Raw genomic sequence first — 15,315 nt, forward strand, 5'->3', positions numbered from 1 at the left:
CGTAGGGATTGCGTGCGAAGCGCTTACATCCGCGCCACGCCAAAGCTCAGGGGCCGCAGCGTGCGGGCCTGCGCATCGGCGCAGGTGTCCAGGCAAAACGCCAGCACGGCCCGCGTGTCGCGCGGGTCGATCACGCCGTCGTCCAGCAGCAGGCCGCTGGTGTAGAACGCATCGGCCTGGGCCTCAAACATGGCAACGATCTTGTCGAACTGGGCCTGCGATTCGGCCGGGTCGGGCGTGAGGCCTTTGCGCGTCAGCGCCGCCTCGGTCACGATCTGCATGGTGCGCGCGGCCTGCTCGCCGCCCATCACCGCTGTCTTGGCGCCGGGCCAGCTGAACAGGAAGCGCGGCGCATAGCCCCGCCCGCACATGCCGTAGTTGCCCGCACCAAAGCTGGCGCCGCACTGGATGGTGATCTGCGGCACGGTGGCGTTGGTCACGGCCTGGATCATCTTGCTGCCGTGCTTGATCATGCCGCCCTGCTCGCTGTCCTTGCCGACCATGTAGCCCGTGGTGTTCTGCAGGTAGATGATGGGGTGGCCCAGCTGGCACATCCACTGGATGAAGTGCGTGGCCTTGTTGGCGCCCGCCACGTCGATGGGGCCGTTGTTGCTGATGAAGCCCACCGCATGGCCCTGGATGTGGCCCTGCGCGCACAGGGTTGCCATGCCGTAGCGGGCCTTGAATTCCAGCAGCTCCGAGCCGTCCACTAGCCGCGCCATCACCTCGCGCATGTCCACGGGCTGGCGCAGGTCGGCAGACATCAGGGACAGCAGGTCGTCTGCCGGCAAGAGAGGTGCGGGCGCGCTGGGTCGCGGGGCCGTGTTCCACCCCAGCTGCGCCACCACATCGCGTGCCAAGCCAATCGCCTCACGGTCGTCCTGGGCCAGGTATTCGCCCAGGCCCGAGACGGACGTGTGCATCTCGGCGCCACCCAGTTCTTCTTCCGTCGCAATTTCGCCCGTGGCGGCCATGAGCAGCGGCGGCCCGGCCAGAAAGGCGCGCGAGCGGCCCTGCACCATGATGACCACATCCGACAACCCCGGCATATAGGCGCCGCCTGCGGTGCCCGAGCCGTGCTGCACAGTCATCACCGGAATGCCTGCCGCCGACAGCCGCGCAAGGTTGCGGAACAGCGTGCCACCGTGCACGAAGCCCTCCACCCGGTAGCGCATGAGGTTGGCGCCCGCGCTCTCCACCAGGTGGATGAACGGCAAGCGGTTTTGCAGCGCGATCTCCTGCACGCGCAAGATCTTTTCCAGGCCCATGGGCTGGATGGCACCGGCTTCGATGCCCGAATCGCTGGCCACCACCATGCAGCGCACGCCGCTGACAAAGCCGATGCCCGCGACCATGCCGCCACCGGGCACGGACTTCTCGGGGTCTTTCACATCCTGCAGGTAGCCCGCCAGCGTGCACAGCGGCAGCCAGGGCGCACCCGCATCCAGCAGCAGTGCCACGCGCTGGCGAGGCAGCAGCTGGCCGCGTTTTTCAAACTGGGGCAGCGACCGGGCCGAGGCGGCGGCGGCACGCTCTTCCAACGCGCGCAGGGCATGAAGCCGGGCCTGCAGCGCCGCGCGGCGCTGCGTGGCCTCGGCGCTGCCTGGGTTGAATCGGGAAGTGAAGACTGCGGTCATGCGGCCTCGGTCTTGGGGGTGTGGGAAGGTGCAAACACCTGCGGCACCTGCGCGCGGTGAAAGCCGTCAAATGGCCGCACGGCCGGGTGTGCAGCGGCGGTGGCACCAGGCGGGCGCTGCGGCCAGCCCATGCGCACCTGGGGCCGTGCGCCGTCCACCCGCAACGTGGTGCCGCTGATGAAGCTGGCTGCCGGGCAGAGCAAAAAGGTGATGGCCGCCGACACCTCGGCCTCGTTGCCAAAGCGGCCGAGCGGCACCGTGCGCGGCATGGCACGCAGCATGTCGCCCGCCTCGGGCGGGTAGTTGTCCATGCCGCTGGAGGCGATGTAGCCCGGCGCCACGGCGTTCACGCGCACACCGCTGTGTGCCCATTCCAGCGCAGCGGTTTCGGTGAAGCTGACCATGCCCGCGCGCGCAGCCCCGCTGTGCCCCATGCCCGGCATCGAGCCCCACATGTCGGCCACGATGTTGACTACTGAGCCGCCGTGCTGCGCCATCCACTGCCGATAGCACTCTCGCGCCATCAAAAAGCCGCCGGTGAGGTTGGTGTGCAGCACGGCCTCCCAGCCCTTGGCGCTGATGGATTCGAGCGGCGACATGAACTGCCCGCCCGCGTTGTTGACCAGCGCATCGATGCTGCCCTGCGCAGCAAGGACCTGCTGCACCAGCGCGACCACACCTTCTTCGGAGCGGATGTCGCACACCTGGCACGACGCGTGGCCGCCATCGGCGGTGATCTCTTCGGCCACGGCCAGCAGCTTTTCAGGCTTGCGCCCCACCAGCACCACATGCGCGCCCAGGTGCGCCAGTTCGTGCGCAGTGCACCGGCCAATGCCGGAGCCACCGCCGGTGACGACCACCACCTGACCCTGGAACAGGCCCGGAGCAAACACAGACTGGTAGGCGTTGCGCGCGGTGGGGGCCATGGTGACTCTGCCTTGATTGGCTTGTTATGAACGGATGAACAAGGCGAGTGCCTCGTCGGTGAGCGCGTCGAGCGACTTGCCCTTCTTGGGCGAGAACCACTGCACCGCCCAGTTGAGCGCCCCAAAGATGAACAACCGCGCCACACCGGGCTCGGCCTGCAGCACACCCTGCTTTGCCAGCGCTTCCAGCACGGGCATCCAGGTGGCCTCGTAGCTGTCCTTGATGCGGGCAATGCCCTTGCGCTGCGCAGGCGTGAGCGAGCGCCATTCGTACAGCATCACCGGGATGAAGCTGCTGCGGGGGCCGAGCAGGATCTCGAAGTGGTGGCGAATGAGCGTGTGCAACTGCTCGCGCGGTGTGGCCACGGCGGGCAGCGCATCGAGTGCCTGCTGCTGGCTTTGCGCGGCCATGGTCATGCCCTCGCTCATCACGGCGTAGAGCAGCGCGCTTTTGCTTTCGAAGTGGTAGAAGGGCGAGCCACTGTGCATGCCCGCCGCCGCCGCAATGTCGCGCGTGCTGGTGGCGGCAAAGCCCTGGGTGCGGAAGAGCTTGGCCGCGCCGTCCATGAGCTTGCGGCGGCGGTTGCCGTCGTCGAGTTCCTCGGCGGTCTTGCGGGGGCGGCCGCGGGGGCGGCGGGTGGGGGTTGCCTCTGCAGCGGCTGCGTTGGCGTCGGAGGAAGCTACCGCCTTGCTGCCAGTGCGGGCCGGTGGTTTCTCGGGAGCGGGGGCGATGGCGCTGGTGCGCGGCACGGGTGAATCCATGCAGGCACGATAGCAAAACTGTTTATTTTTAGCAAGCAAGTGCTTTGTAAAAATAGATAGCTTGTCTGATCGCGATTGCTACGGGTGCTTTTTGAGGTGAAACGCCGGTATTCACTGCCTGATTTGCTGCTCATTTGGAAGCAGATCGCGTGCCTATGCGAAGGACGGAGGCCGGGAGTCGCCCGGCGTGCGAGTAACTTTCTTTCGCGTCGCCGAAAGAAAGTCACCAAAGAAAGGGCGACCCTACTGCGCGCGACCCTTCGCTGCGCTACGGGCAACCTGCGATGCTCGCACAGGGGGTGCGCCGCAGAACTCACTGCGCGCTACGCGCTCCGTTCAGACAACTGCGGCAAATCAGTGCACGAAGTGCGTGTGTCCTTCGGCACACGCACACACCCCCTGCCTTGCGCTTCTCGGCACGCGCAGAAGGGAACCCGAGGGACATCCACTCGGGCCATTGCTGCGCTCGGCCCCGTCTCGCGGGCGCAAGCGCCACGCGCTGCGAAAGCTGGGCCGAGCGCAGCGATGGCACGTGTGGTTTTTCGGCTGTTCGGCTGTTGGATGTTCGGCTCCTCACCCCTGCTGGCTGCGCCTGCGGCGGGGCGGTTGCGGGGTGGCATGGGCGTCGGAGCGCCCATGCTTCGTGCTCTGACTCGCCGTGGATGTTTGAACGAAGCTGCAACGCAGCGCAGTGAGTTCCACGGCGCACCCCGCAACCGACACGACGCAGGTTTGCCCCGCAGCGCCAGCGAAGGGGGCGCAGACTGGGGGTCGCCTTTTCTTTGGTGACTTTCTTTTGGCGAAGCAAAAGAAAGTTACTCGCACGCCGGGCGACTCCCGGCTCCCGCACTTCACACGGGCATGCAGTAGCCACCGCCAAAACAAGCTTCGGTAGGCTCAACCCAAACGGACGGGGCGAGAACGAACTATAAAAATAATAGCTGCCAGCGCTTTATGTACAAGCGCCAGCAGCCAAAAAAACATCAGAACCAACGACTCAAACCGCGCTGAAATCAGGCTTTCTCTTCTCCATAAAAGCCGAGAACGCTTCCCGCGCTGCAGGCTCACGCAACATGCGCCCAAAGCTCTCACCCTCTTCCGCCATCACCTCCAGCACCTTCGCTGTCTGCCCGCCCTTCATCAACCGCTTGGTTTCGATGAGCGACGACAACGGCTTGGCAGCCAGCTTCTTCGCCTGCGCCTGTGCGACGCCATTGCACTCGGTCGGCGGCACCACGCGGTTGACCAGCCCCACTTCCAACGCGGCTTCGGCCATGAACGGCTCGCCCAACAGCAAGGCTTCCGCAGCGCGGTGATACCCCAACATCTGCGGCACCAACAGGCTCGATGCGGCCTCAGGGCACAGGCCCAGATTGACGAAGGGCATAGAGAACGCCGCGTTGTCGCCCGCATAGACCAGGTCGCAATGGAACAGCATGGTTGTGCCGATGCCCACGGCCGGGCCGCAGACCGAAGCGATCACGGGCTTGGGGAAAGTGGCGATGCCGCGCAGAAAACGGAACACGGGCGAGTCCTGCGTGGCAGGCGGCTGCTGCAGAAAGTCGCCAATGTCATTGCCCGCGCTGAAGATCGCCACGTCGCCCTGGAACACCACTACGCGCACGCTGGCATCGGCCTTGGCGGCGTCGAGCGCATCAGCCATGGCGGCGTACATGTCGCGCGTGATGGAATTCTTCTTGTCCACGCGGTTGAAGGTGATGGTGGTCACGCCCGCTTCGGAGTGGACGAGGATGTCTTGGGTGGCTTCGGTCATGGTGATGGAGGTTCCGGGTCGGATGGATTAGGACGAGAGGAAAGCGGTACGGCACAGGGCAACAGCCCGACTTCCTATTCCTTGTAGTAAACGATCTGATGGCTGGTGGCCAGCATGGTGCCAGCCTCGTTCCACAGCTGCACGGTCTGGTCAAAGAATCCGTTGCGGAACTCCTGCCCGCGCGCCTGGCCGAGCAGGAAGCCCGTGCCCGTGGCCTGCAGCTGCTCTGCCGTGGCGTGGAAGTACACGGTGATCGACACCGTGCCCGCAGGCACCTGGCGCGCACGGCGCAGCCACACGCGGGGGAAGAACACATCGGCCAATGCGGACAGCGCCACGAAGTCGATCGGCCGCGGTGGTGTGTCGCGCATCCACAGCTGGGTCAGGCTGTGGTCGCCGCTGCCGTCCCAGGTGCGCGGGATGAAGCCAGCGATGGGGCGCATCTCATAGCGATTGAGCCATTCCACAGCGCCCAAGGGGGCAACGATGGCCTTTTGCTCCGCGGGGGGTGGCACCTGCGGCATGGGCACATCGCCCACGCTCCAGGTCTCGCGGCGCACGGCCGTGACGGCGTTGGCCGTGGTGGTAACCACCTGCGCGCCGTCGGCACCGGCCTGCAGGATCGATAGCGTCCAGTGCTGGGTGGAGCGATTGGTGCGAACAGGAGTTGCCTGCACCGTGAACGCACCAGCGCTCAAAGCGCCCGCATAGTTGACCGTGAGCGACAGCGGGTCGCCCAGCCGGTCGGGATGTTGCAGAACGGCCTGCAGCAGCGTGGCGGCGGTGATGCCGCCAAACGGGCCCACCATGTTCCAGTAGCCGGGGTGGGTCTGCCCTTCGTACTGGCCCGTCGCATCGGACGAGGCCGTCAGTTGCAGCGCCTCGTCCAGCGGGTGGGTAGCGGAGGACGAAGACGCAGACGAAGAAGTGGATGAAGAGGAAGTCATGCTGCAAGTGTGCCGCGAAACGACCGCTCAAGCCGTCGTACCGGAGACTTCGCCGTGGGGCATTACGCCGCCGCCCAGCGTGGCCAGCGCAGCCGCTGCGCGCGGCCACAGGCTTTGGCGGAATTGGTCGCGAAAGAAACCAAAGTGCCCAATGCGCCGCACCTGCAGGTCGGCCGGCGTGATGCTCTCCACCCGGCGTTCGGTGTTGGCGTACAGGTTCACCAGGTTGTGCGTGCCGCGCAAGGTCATCAGCTCGTCGTCCGCCATCGACAGCGCCAGCACCGGGAACCGCACCGCGCCATAACTCTGCGCCACCGCAGGCCCCTCAGCCCCCACGCTGTAAGCGGGGTCCAGACACCAGCGCCGCCACTGCAGGATCACCCCCGCAGGCAGGTCGCCCACCTTCTTGAGCGTGCGCCCCGGGAAGTACCCGCACAGCCGCGTGGCCAGCGGCACCAGCACCCACCAGAAATACGGAACGATGCGCTTGAGCTGCGGCGCGTTGTCACGCCAGTAGCCGCTGCCTGCAGCCACGCTGAGCAGGCCCGCCACCTGTTCGGGCTTTTTCAGCAAGCCCGGCAACTGCGCGCCCAGGCTGTGGCCCAGCAAATACAGCGGCTGCGACGGCAGCGCAGCCTTGGCGGCTGTGATGACCGCCTCATAGTCCTGCGCCCAATCAAACAGATCCGCCTTCACATCGCGCATGGCGCCCTGCAGCGAATCGCCGTGGCCTCGGTAGTCGAAAGTGGTGACCCGAAACCCCTGCTGCGCCATCCACAGCGCAAAGGCCTCGTAATACGACTGCCGCACCCCCATCGCGCCGCCGATCACGACGCTGGCGCGTGGCGCGCCCTCGGGTTCGTAAACACGCAGCGCCAAAGACACTGCCCCGTTGACCTGCAAGGTTTGCTTGTTCATGTCTGTCTCCTTGGTTCAATGCCGATCTGCGCCAGCTTGAATGGAAAAGAAAAACAGGCAGTGCACTTCCCCCTGCCTTCACACCCCGCCCTCAAGGGCGTAGCGAGCGGCTTTCAGGCTAGGCGGACGGAGCGCAGCAACCGGAACGTACTTGCGGTACGTGAGGATTGCGAGCACCGCCCAACGACGCATGAAAGCCGCGCAGTAGCCAGCTAACTCACAAAGCTTCGATGATGCCGGCGGCGCCTTGGCCGGTACCTACACACATCGTGACCATGCCGTACTTCAGCTTGTGCCGACGCAGCGCATGCACCACCGTCGCCGCACGGATGGCACCGGTAGCGCCCAGCGGGTGCCCCAATGCAATGGCGCCGCCCATCGGGTTCACGTTCGCAGGGTTCAGACCCAGCGTATTGATCACCGCCAGCGACTGGGCCGCAAACGCCTCGTTCAGCTCGTACCAGCCAATGTCATCGCTCTTGAGACCCGCATAACGCAGGGCCGCAGGAATCGCTTCGATAGGACCAATGCCCATGATCTCTGGCGGCACGCCACGCGCGGCGTAGCTCACAAAACGCGCCAGGGGCGTCAGGCCAAACTGCTTCACCGCCTTTTCGCTGGCCACGATCAGTGCACCCGCGCCATCGCTGGTCTGCGAGCTGTTGCCCGCCGTGACGCTGCCGCGTGCCGCAAACACAGGCTTGAGCTTGGCCAGGCCTTCGAGGGACGTGTCGGGGCGAGGGCCTTCGTCCAGGCTCACGGTGCGGCGCTTTTCCACCACTTCGCCGGTAGCGAGGTTGGGCGACCGCTCCACGATCTCGAAGGGCGTGATTTCGTCGGTGAACTCACCGGCCTTTTGAGCCTTGATGGCACGCAGGTGGGATTCAAGGGCGAACGCGTCTTGCATTTCGCGGCTCACCTTCCACTGCTGGGCGACCTTTTCGGCGGTCAGGCCCATGCCGTAGGCGATGCCTACGTTTTCGTCCTTGGCAAAAATCTCGGCGTTGAACGAGGGCTTGTTGCCGCCCATGGGCACCAGGCTCATGGACTCGGCGCCACCGGCGATCAGCACGTCAGCCTCGCCCACGCGGATGCGGTCGGCGGCCATCTGCAGCGCGGTGATGCCCGATGCGCAGAAGCGGTTCACGGTCACGCCGCCCACGGGGTGGTCGAACGCCAGGCCCACGGCAATGCGCGCCATGTTCATGCCCTGCTCACCTTCGGGGAAGGAGCAGCCGATGATGGCGTCTTCAATCGCCTTGGGGTCCAGCGTGGGCACCTGCAGCATGGCGCTCTTGATGGCAGCGACCAGCAGGTCGTCGGGGCGGGTGTTCTTGAAATAACCGCGGCCCGAGCGCCCGATGGGCGTGCGCGTGGCGGCGACGATGTAGGCGTCCTGGACTTGTTTTTGAGCCATGGTGAAACTCCTTCAATTCTTGGGGGGGCGGCTGGAAGGAACCCAGGCCCACGTAAATACACATTCGACCGGCTCCACACCGGCTTCGTCGGTCACGGTGACTTTCACCTGCACCTCGCCCTTGTCGCTGGCCCGCATGGCGGCGCGCTGCTCGGCGGTGAGCGTGGCCACGGCTTTGAGGCCGCCCGTGGCGCGCTTCTTGAACGCCATGCTCAGCTCCTTGGCCAGCGGCAGGCAGTCGTCGCGCACGTTCATGCCCACGACCATGCCGGTGGCCGTTTCGGCCAGCAGGTTCATGGCCGAGGCGTGCACACCACCGATGTGGTTTTGCACGCGGCGCTCGTTGGCAAGGTGCACCTCGACACGCTCGGGCGTGAGCGACACGAACCGCACCCCGGCCGTGCCGGTGAAGGGCACGGCCCGGCGCAGGATGATGTTCTGCACGAAGCCGCGCATGAAGGCGGGGGCCTCGTCCAGGCGCATCAGCGAGCGCTGCAATTTGTTGGGGGCGTGTTCGCTCATGTCGGTCAGCCGGTTGTCCATCGACGTCCGGATCAGTTGCGAACCGGCTTGCCGGTGGACAACATGCCCAGGATGCGCTCGTGCGTCTTGGGCTGGGCGATCAGGTGGCAGAACACCTTGCGCTCCAGCGTGAGCAGGTATTCCTCGCTCACCATCGAGCCAGCATCCACATCGCCGCCACAGACCACCTCGGCGATCATGGCGCCGATCTTGAAGTCGTAGGCACTGATGAAGCCGCCGTCGCGCATGTTCACCAGCTGGGCCTTGATGGTGGCCAGACCACTGCGGCCCGCCACGGGGAACAGGCGCTTGTGCGGTGCACGCCATCCGCTCGCAGCCATGGACTTGGCTTCGTTGATGGCCACGAACAGCAGCTCGTCCTTGTGGGGCACGATGATGTCGCTGTCCAGCAGGAAGCCCAGCTTGCGCGATTCGATGGCGCTGGTGCCCACCTTGGCCATGGCAGCGGCAGTGAAGCCTTCCGTCAGGAAGGGCAAGATGTCCTTGCTGGTCGAGGCCGCCATGTTCTCGGCCGCGCGCCGGGCAATGTAGGTCAGGCCGCCCGCGCCGGGCACCAGGCCCACGCCCACTTCGACCAGGCCGATGTAGCTTTCCATGTGGGCCACGCGCTTGGCCGAATACACGGCCAGTTCGCAACCACCGCCCAGCGCCATGCCATGGATGGCTGCGACGACAGGCACCTGCGCATAGCGAATGCGCATCATCAGGTTCTGCAGCTCCTGCTCGATGCTTTCCACCGCATCGGCGCCGCCGACCATGAACGCGGGCATCGTGGCTTCCAGGTCGGCCCCCACGCTGAAGGGCGCGTCGCCGGACCAGATCACCATGCCCTGGTACTCGGCCTCGGCCAGTTCCAGCGCTTCCATCAGCGCTTCCATCACCTCGGGGCTGATGGCGTGCATCTTGTTCTTGATGCTGGCGATGAGCACTTGGCCATCGAGCGTCCAGGTGCGCAGGGCTTTCGATTCAGCAATGGTGGTGCCAGCGGTGCGCCAGTCGGGCAGGCTGGTTTCGCCCAACAGGGCCTCGGGGAAGATCTGGCGCTCGTACACGGGCAGCTGGCGGCGGGGCACAAACTTGTTCTGTGATGCACTCCACGAACCTTGCGCGGTGTGCACGCCACCGGCTTCGGCCACGGGGCCCTTGAAAACCCACTCGGGCAGCGGTGCCTTGCACAGCGCTTTGCCAGCGTCGATGTCTTCCTGGATCATCTTGGCCACTTCGAGCCAACCGGCTTCCTGCCACAGCTCGAAGGGGCCCTGCTTCATGCCAAAGCCCCAGCGCATGGCCTGGTCCACGTCGCGGGCGTTGTCGGCGATGGTGCCCAGGTGCACGGCAGCGTAGTGGAAGCTGTTGCGCAGGATGGCCCAGAGGAACTGGCCGGGCGCACCTTCGGCGTTGCGCAGCAGGCGCAGGCGCTCGGCAGCGGGCTTCTTGAGCATGCGCGCATACACCTCGTCGGCCTTCTGGCCGGCGGGCACGTACTCTTCGCTGTCCAGCTCAAAGCGCATCACATCGCGGCCGACCTTCTTGAAGAAGCCTGCCTTGGTCTTCTGGCCCAGGTTGCCCAGCTCCAGCAGCTTCTTCAGCACGGCGGGCGTGCCAAAGCTTTCGTAGAACGGGTCGGTCTCAATGCTCAGGTTGTCCTGCAGCGTCCTGATGACGTGGGCCATGGTGTCCAGGCCCACCACGTCGGCGGTGCGGAAGGTGCCGCTGGATGCACGGCCGAGCTTCTTGCCCGTGAGGTCGTCCACCACGTCATAGGTCAGGCCGAAGTTCTCGACCTCTTTCATCGTGGCCAGCATGCCGGCGATGCCCACGCGGTTGGCGACGAAGTTGGGGGTGTCGTGCGCGCGCACCACGCCCTTGCCCAGGCCGCTGGTCACAAAGGCTTCGAGCTGGTCCAGCACTTCAGGCTGCGTGGTGGGCGTGTTGATCAGCTCCACCAGCGTCATGTAGCGCGGGGGGTTGAAGAAGTGGATGCCGCAGAAACGCGGCTTGATGCTCTCGGGCAACACTTCAGACAGCTTGGTGATCGACAGGCCCGAGGTGTTGGACGCCAGGATGGCGTGCTTGGCCACGTGGGGCGCGATCTTGGTGTACAGGTCGAGCTTCCAGTCCATGCGCTCGGCAATGGCCTCGATCACGAGGTCGCATTCCTTGAGCAGGTGCATGTGCTCTTCGTAGTTGGCCTGCTGGATCAGCGCCGCGTCGTCGGCCACGCCCAGGGGCGAAGGCTTGAGCTTCTTGAGGCCTTCGACGGCCTTGGTGACGATGCCGTTCTTGGGGCCTTCCTTGGCGGGCAGGTCAAACAGCACCACGGGCACCTTCACATTGACGAGGTGGGCGGCAATCTGCGCGCCCATCACGCCTGCGCCGAGCACGGCGACTTTTTTCACTTGGAATCGGGACATGGGTTGGGTTCCTGGTTGGGGCCTTGCGCAACACCGCAGGGGGCGCGCAAGGCCACGGGAATGGGGTTTACTGGACGCGGATCCAGGTTTGCGTGCGGCCAAAGGGGCCGATGGAGCCCCGCACTTCGAGCTTCTTGCCGCCCTCGACGGGGGTCATGCGCAGGGTGTAGTTGCGGCCGTTCTCGGGGTCGAGAATCTTGCCGCCCTCCCACACCTCTTTGCCGTCGGCCTTCTTGGCACCGCGGATGATCTCCAGGCCCAAGATGGGCTTGCCCTTGCGGTCATCCGAGCATTCGTCGCAGACCTCGTCGGGCTTGGCGTCTTTGGACAGGCGCTTTTCCAGCGCCCCGTTCAACACGCCGCCGCCGATGTCGCGGATGCGGATTTCGGCCTTGGCCTCGCCGGTCTTGTCGTCGATGTTGCGCCACAGGCCTTCGGGCGTCGCCTGCGCCCAGACGGGCGCCGCAGACGCTACAAAAACAATAGCTGCTACCGCTTTATACATAGGCGCTCCGTGCCAAAAAAGCTTGAAATCCGCAGGTCTACCGATCAAGCCAGGGCCAGATCCGTGTCCATCAGCACCTTGCTACCGGCACGGGCCGTGCGCATCAGCGTGGCGGTTTCGGGGAACAGCTTGGCAAAGTAGAAGCGGGCCGTCTGCAGCTTGGCGCCATAGAACGGGTCGGTGTTGCCAGCGGCGATCTCGCGCAGGGCGACCTGGGCCATGCGGGCGAACAGGTAGCCGAACACCAGGTGGCCGGCCACGCGCAGGTAGTCCACGGCGGCAGCGCCCACTTCGTCCGGGTTTTGCATGCCCTTGAAGCCGATCTCGGTGGTGAACTTGGTCATCTGGTCACCCAGCATGGCCACCGGGTTGATGAACTCGGCCATCTTCTCGTTCACGCCTTCTTCTTCCACCAGCTTGCCGATCAGCTTGCCCAGCTTCTTGAGCGTGGCGCCGTTGTTGCCCAGGATCTTGCGGCCCAGCAGGTCCAGCGACTGCACGGTGTTCGTGCCTTCGTAGATCATGTTGATGCGGTTGTCGCGCACGTACTGCTCCATGCCCCATTCCTTGATGAAGCCGTGGCCGCCGAAGACCTGCATGCAGGCGTTGGTGGAGATGTGGCCGTTGTCGGTGATGAAGGCCTTCACGATGGGGGTGAGCAGCGCCACCATCTCTTCGGATTCGGCACGCACCTTTTCATCGGGGTGGCTGTGCACCTTGTCCAGCAGCAGCGTGCAGAAGATCTGCAGCGCGCGGCCGCCTTCGGCGTAGGCCTTGGCGGTGAGCAGCATCTTGCGCACGTCGGGGTGCACGATGATGGGATCGGCGTCCTTGTCCTTGGCCTTCACGCCCGAGAGGCTGCGCATCTGGATGCGGTCCTTGGCGTAGGCCAGGGCGTTCTGGTAGGCGACTTCGGTCAGGCCCAGCGACTGGTTGCCCACGCCCAGGCGGGCGGCGTTCATCATCACGAACATGGCTGCCAGGCCCTTGTTGGGCTGGCCCACCATGGTGCCGATGGCGCCGTCGATGGCGATCTGCGCAGTGGCATTGCCGTGGATGCCCATCTTGTGCTCCAGGCCCGTGCAGAAGATGGGGTTGCGCTCGCCCAGCGAACCGTCGGCCTTCACATTGAACTTGGGAACCACGAACAGGCTGATGCCCTTGCTGCCCTTGGGCGCATCGGGCAGGCGGGCCAGCACCAGGTGCACGATGTTGGCGGTCATGTCGTGCTCGCCGGCGCTGATGAAGATCTTGTTGCCGGTGAGCTTGTAGGTGCCGTCGGCCTGCGGCTCGGCCTTGGTGCGCAGCAGGCCCAGGTCGGTGCCGCAGTGGGGTTCGGTCAGGCACATGGTGCCGGTCCACTCGCCGCTGGTCAGCTTGGGCAGGTAGATCTTCTTTTGCTCTTCGGTGCCGTGGGCGTGCAGGGCTTCGTACGCGCCGTGCGACAGGCCGGGGTACATGGTCCAGGCCTGGTTGGCCGAGTTCATCATCTCGTACAGGCACTGGTTCAGCACAAAGGGCAGGCCCTGGCCGCCATAGGCGGGGTCGCACGACAGCGCCGCCCAGCCGCCTTCGACGTACTTGGCGTAGGCATCCTTGAAGCCCGACGGGGGCTTCACCTCGTGCGTGGTTTTGTCGAGCACGCAGCCTTCGGTGTCGCCGCTGATGTTCAGCGGGAAGGTCACTTCGGCGGCGAACTTGCCAGCCTCTTCCAGAACGGCATTGATGGTGTCCACATCCACCTCGGCGTGGGGCGGCATGGCCTTGAATTCATCGCTGACCTTGAGCACTTCGTGCATGACGAATTGCATGTCGCGCAGGGGCGGCGTGTACATAGGCATGGGGTTTACTCCTTGGAGGTGGTGGTTTGGTTGGAAACTTTGCGGCGCTTGGCAACAGCAGCGGGGGCGGCTTCTGCGGTGGCGCCAGGTTTTGCGGCGCTGTAACGCGCCAGGATGTTGTGAAAGCCCTGCACCGCCCGGGCCATGGAGCCCGGGGTTTGCAGGAAGCGCGCTTCGTAGTGCAGCGCGAGGATGAGGCCGTGGATCTCGAACAGCATCTGCTCGGCATTGGTGTCTGCGCGCAGCTCGCCCAGGCCCTTGCACTGCTCGATGGCGCGGCGCATGGCGGCGTGCCAGGTCAGCACCGAGCTGGCCAGCGCGTCGCGCACGGGGCCGGTGCGGTCATCAAATTCGACCGCACCGCTGATGTAGATGCAGCCCGAATCGATTTCGATGGAGGTGCGCTTCATCCAGTTGTCGAACATGGCGCTGAGACGGGCCAGGCCACGCGGCGCGGACATGGCGGGGTAGAACACTTCCTGCTCGAAACGCGTGTGGTATTCACGAACCACGGATATCTGCAGCTCTTCGCGCGAGCCAAAATGGGCAAACACGCCCGACTTGCTCATGCCTGTGACATCGGCCAGCGCCCCGATGGACAGGCCTTCCAGCCCGATATGCGTGGCCAGGCCCAGCGCTGCCTCGACAATGGCCGCCTTGGTTTGCTGGCCTTTTTGCAGGGCACGGCCGGTACCGCTGCGAGCGCGCGGGATGCGGGTGACCTGGCTGGATGAAGAGGTGGCGGACATGCGGGCAAATAAAAACGAACGTTCGTTCTATTCTGCAGCAAATTCTCCGCCCGACCAAAACCCCCGGAAAAAATAGGGAGGCCCACCCAAACCATTCGTTGCGGCGGTGCCACCCTCTGCCCCACCCCATCGCTTCCACCCCCGCCACAAGGCCGCCCACGGCAGGCGGCACCCAGGCGGTGGTATCAGAGAATCAGCGCCAGGCTGGCTTCCAGGTGTTCCGATGGCAGGCGCTTGAAACCCGAGCGCGCGTAGCGTTGCAGGCGCCCCACGGCAAACGCCGTGAGCACGCTGGCCGCGACCTGGGCATCCACAGTGGGTGTGGCAGAGCCCGCCACCGCCAGGCGCAGGCACTGGCGCAGGGTGGATTCGATGCGGTCAAAGAACTGGTTCATGCGCTGCTGCAGGCGCTCGTGCTCAAACACCAGGGCATCGCCCACCATCACGCGCACCATGCCGGGGTTGCGCTCGCCAAACTGCAGCAGCAACGCCACGATGCGCGCAGCCTGGCGCGTGCCCACTTCGGCAGACTGGTCCGGATCGGGTACATCGCGGCCGGTAATCTGCAGGACCAGGGTGAACACAGTCTGCTCGATGAAGTCGATCAACCCTTCGAACATCTGCGCCTTGCTGGCGAAGTGGCGGTACAACGCGGCCTCGCTGACAGAAAGACGCGCCGCCAACGCGGCGGTGGTGATGCGCTCTGCCCCGGGTTGCTCGAGCATGGCCGCCAGCGCTTGCAGGATCTGTACGCGCCGCTCACCCGGCTTGGGCCGTTTGCGCGCAGCCGGAGTTTCGCCCCCGTCGTCGGTACTGGCTGGCTCGGGGAGGGGCGAAAGTTCAGACATGCAGGAACAAGGGCTGGGGTAAGGCCATGCGGCC

13 protein-coding genes are annotated in these 15,315 nt (G+C 65.2%); all 13 read right to left on the reverse strand.

Annotated elements, in window-relative coordinates; translation table 11 throughout:
- Nucleotides 1-23: 23 nt before the first annotated feature.
- Entirely contained in the window at nt 24-1,637 is a 1,614-nt protein-coding gene (locus tag ACQ4MJ_RS17490; RefSeq protein ID WP_431151828.1) for an acyl-CoA carboxylase subunit beta, read from the reverse strand.
- The gene (locus ACQ4MJ_RS17495) at nt 1,634-2,563 is read right to left on the reverse strand and encodes an SDR family oxidoreductase (RefSeq protein ID WP_431151826.1); all 930 of its coding nucleotides are present in this window, start codon (nt 2,561-2,563) and stop codon (nt 1,634-1,636) included. The genes ACQ4MJ_RS17490 and ACQ4MJ_RS17495 overlap by 4 nt, the downstream gene beginning before the upstream one ends.
- 24 nt (nt 2,564-2,587) lie before the next feature.
- A complete protein-coding gene (locus ACQ4MJ_RS17500) occupies nt 2,588-3,325 on the reverse strand; it encodes a TetR family transcriptional regulator (protein ID WP_431151825.1) in 738 nt (245 codons plus the stop codon).
- A gap of 997 nt (nt 3,326-4,322) precedes the next feature.
- Entirely contained in the window at nt 4,323-5,099 is a 777-nt protein-coding gene (locus ACQ4MJ_RS17505; RefSeq protein ID WP_099731277.1) for an enoyl-CoA hydratase, read from the reverse strand.
- 74 nt (nt 5,100-5,173) lie between these two features.
- Nucleotides 5,174-6,046, reverse strand: a complete 873-nt coding sequence (locus tag ACQ4MJ_RS17510) for an acyl-CoA thioesterase (protein ID WP_431151824.1) — start codon at nt 6,044-6,046, stop codon at nt 5,174-5,176.
- 27 nt (nt 6,047-6,073) lie between these two features.
- Nucleotides 6,074-6,964 (reverse strand): alpha/beta hydrolase family protein, encoded by an 891-nt coding sequence (locus ACQ4MJ_RS17515; protein WP_431151823.1) that lies wholly within the window; start codon nt 6,962-6,964, stop codon nt 6,074-6,076.
- Nucleotides 6,965-7,181: 217 nt separating this feature from the next.
- Nucleotides 7,182-8,381, reverse strand: a complete 1,200-nt coding sequence (locus ACQ4MJ_RS17520; protein WP_055400958.1) for an acetyl-CoA C-acyltransferase — start codon at nt 8,379-8,381, stop codon at nt 7,182-7,184.
- 12 nt (nt 8,382-8,393) lie between these two features.
- Nucleotides 8,394-8,903: a DUF4442 domain-containing protein gene (locus tag ACQ4MJ_RS17525; RefSeq protein ID WP_431151822.1), complete on the reverse strand. Its 510-nt coding sequence runs from the start codon at nt 8,901-8,903 to the stop codon at nt 8,394-8,396.
- Nucleotides 8,904-8,935: 32 nt separating this feature from the next.
- Entirely contained in the window at nt 8,936-11,338 is a 2,403-nt protein-coding gene (locus ACQ4MJ_RS17530) for a 3-hydroxyacyl-CoA dehydrogenase NAD-binding domain-containing protein (RefSeq protein WP_431151821.1), read from the reverse strand.
- Nucleotides 11,339-11,405: 67 nt separating this feature from the next.
- Entirely contained in the window at nt 11,406-11,843 is a 438-nt protein-coding gene (locus ACQ4MJ_RS17535; protein WP_228897398.1) for a DUF2147 domain-containing protein, read from the reverse strand.
- Nucleotides 11,844-11,887: 44 nt separating this feature from the next.
- Nucleotides 11,888-13,684 carry an acyl-CoA dehydrogenase C-terminal domain-containing protein gene (locus ACQ4MJ_RS17540; protein ID WP_431151820.1) on the reverse strand — a complete coding sequence of 599 codons (1,797 nt, stop codon included), beginning with the start codon at nt 13,682-13,684 and terminating at the stop codon, nt 11,888-11,890.
- A 5-nt stretch (nt 13,685-13,689) separates the two neighbouring features.
- On the reverse strand, nt 13,690-14,433 hold the full coding sequence (locus ACQ4MJ_RS17545; protein WP_431151819.1) for a TetR/AcrR family transcriptional regulator: 744 nt from the start codon (nt 14,431-14,433) through the stop codon (nt 13,690-13,692).
- A gap of 185 nt (nt 14,434-14,618) precedes the next feature.
- Nucleotides 14,619-15,281: a nucleoid occlusion factor SlmA gene (gene slmA / locus ACQ4MJ_RS17550; RefSeq protein ID WP_431151818.1), complete on the reverse strand. Its 663-nt coding sequence runs from the start codon at nt 15,279-15,281 to the stop codon at nt 14,619-14,621.
- Nucleotides 15,282-15,315: the final 34 nt, after the last annotated feature.

Origin of the sequence: Acidovorax facilis, assembly GCF_050626955.1 — a bacterium.
GTDB lineage: Bacteria > Pseudomonadota > Gammaproteobacteria > Burkholderiales > Burkholderiaceae_C > Acidovorax > Acidovorax facilis.

Excerpts from the sequence above, each read along its gene's own strand:
- ACQ4MJ_RS17490 (WP_431151828.1), bottom strand. The coding sequence starts at position 1,637 with ATGACCGCAGTCTTCACTTCCCGATTCAACCCAGGCAGCGCCGAGGCC.
- ACQ4MJ_RS17495 (WP_431151826.1), bottom strand. The coding sequence starts at position 2,563 with ATGGCCCCCACCGCGCGCAACGCCTACCAGTCTGTGTTTGCTCCGGGC.
- ACQ4MJ_RS17500 (WP_431151825.1), bottom strand. The coding sequence starts at position 3,325 with ATGGATTCACCCGTGCCGCGCACCAGCGCCATCGCCCCCGCTCCCGAG.
- ACQ4MJ_RS17505 (WP_099731277.1), bottom strand. The coding sequence starts at position 5,099 with ATGACCGAAGCCACCCAAGACATCCTCGTCCACTCCGAAGCGGGCGTG.
- ACQ4MJ_RS17510 (WP_431151824.1), bottom strand. The coding sequence starts at position 6,046 with ATGACTTCCTCTTCATCCACTTCTTCGTCTGCGTCTTCGTCCTCCGCT.
- ACQ4MJ_RS17515 (WP_431151823.1), bottom strand. The coding sequence starts at position 6,964 with ATGAACAAGCAAACCTTGCAGGTCAACGGGGCAGTGTCTTTGGCGCTG.
- ACQ4MJ_RS17520 (WP_055400958.1), bottom strand. The coding sequence starts at position 8,381 with ATGGCTCAAAAACAAGTCCAGGACGCCTACATCGTCGCCGCCACGCGC.
- ACQ4MJ_RS17525 (WP_431151822.1), bottom strand. The coding sequence starts at position 8,903 with ATGAGCGAACACGCCCCCAACAAATTGCAGCGCTCGCTGATGCGCCTG.
- ACQ4MJ_RS17530 (WP_431151821.1), bottom strand. The coding sequence starts at position 11,338 with ATGTCCCGATTCCAAGTGAAAAAAGTCGCCGTGCTCGGCGCAGGCGTG.
- ACQ4MJ_RS17535 (WP_228897398.1), bottom strand. The coding sequence starts at position 11,843 with ATGTATAAAGCGGTAGCAGCTATTGTTTTTGTAGCGTCTGCGGCGCCC.
- ACQ4MJ_RS17540 (WP_431151820.1), bottom strand. The coding sequence starts at position 13,684 with ATGCCTATGTACACGCCGCCCCTGCGCGACATGCAATTCGTCATGCAC.
- ACQ4MJ_RS17545 (WP_431151819.1), bottom strand. The coding sequence starts at position 14,433 with ATGTCCGCCACCTCTTCATCCAGCCAGGTCACCCGCATCCCGCGCGCT.
- slmA (WP_431151818.1), bottom strand. The coding sequence starts at position 15,281 with ATGTCTGAACTTTCGCCCCTCCCCGAGCCAGCCAGTACCGACGACGGG.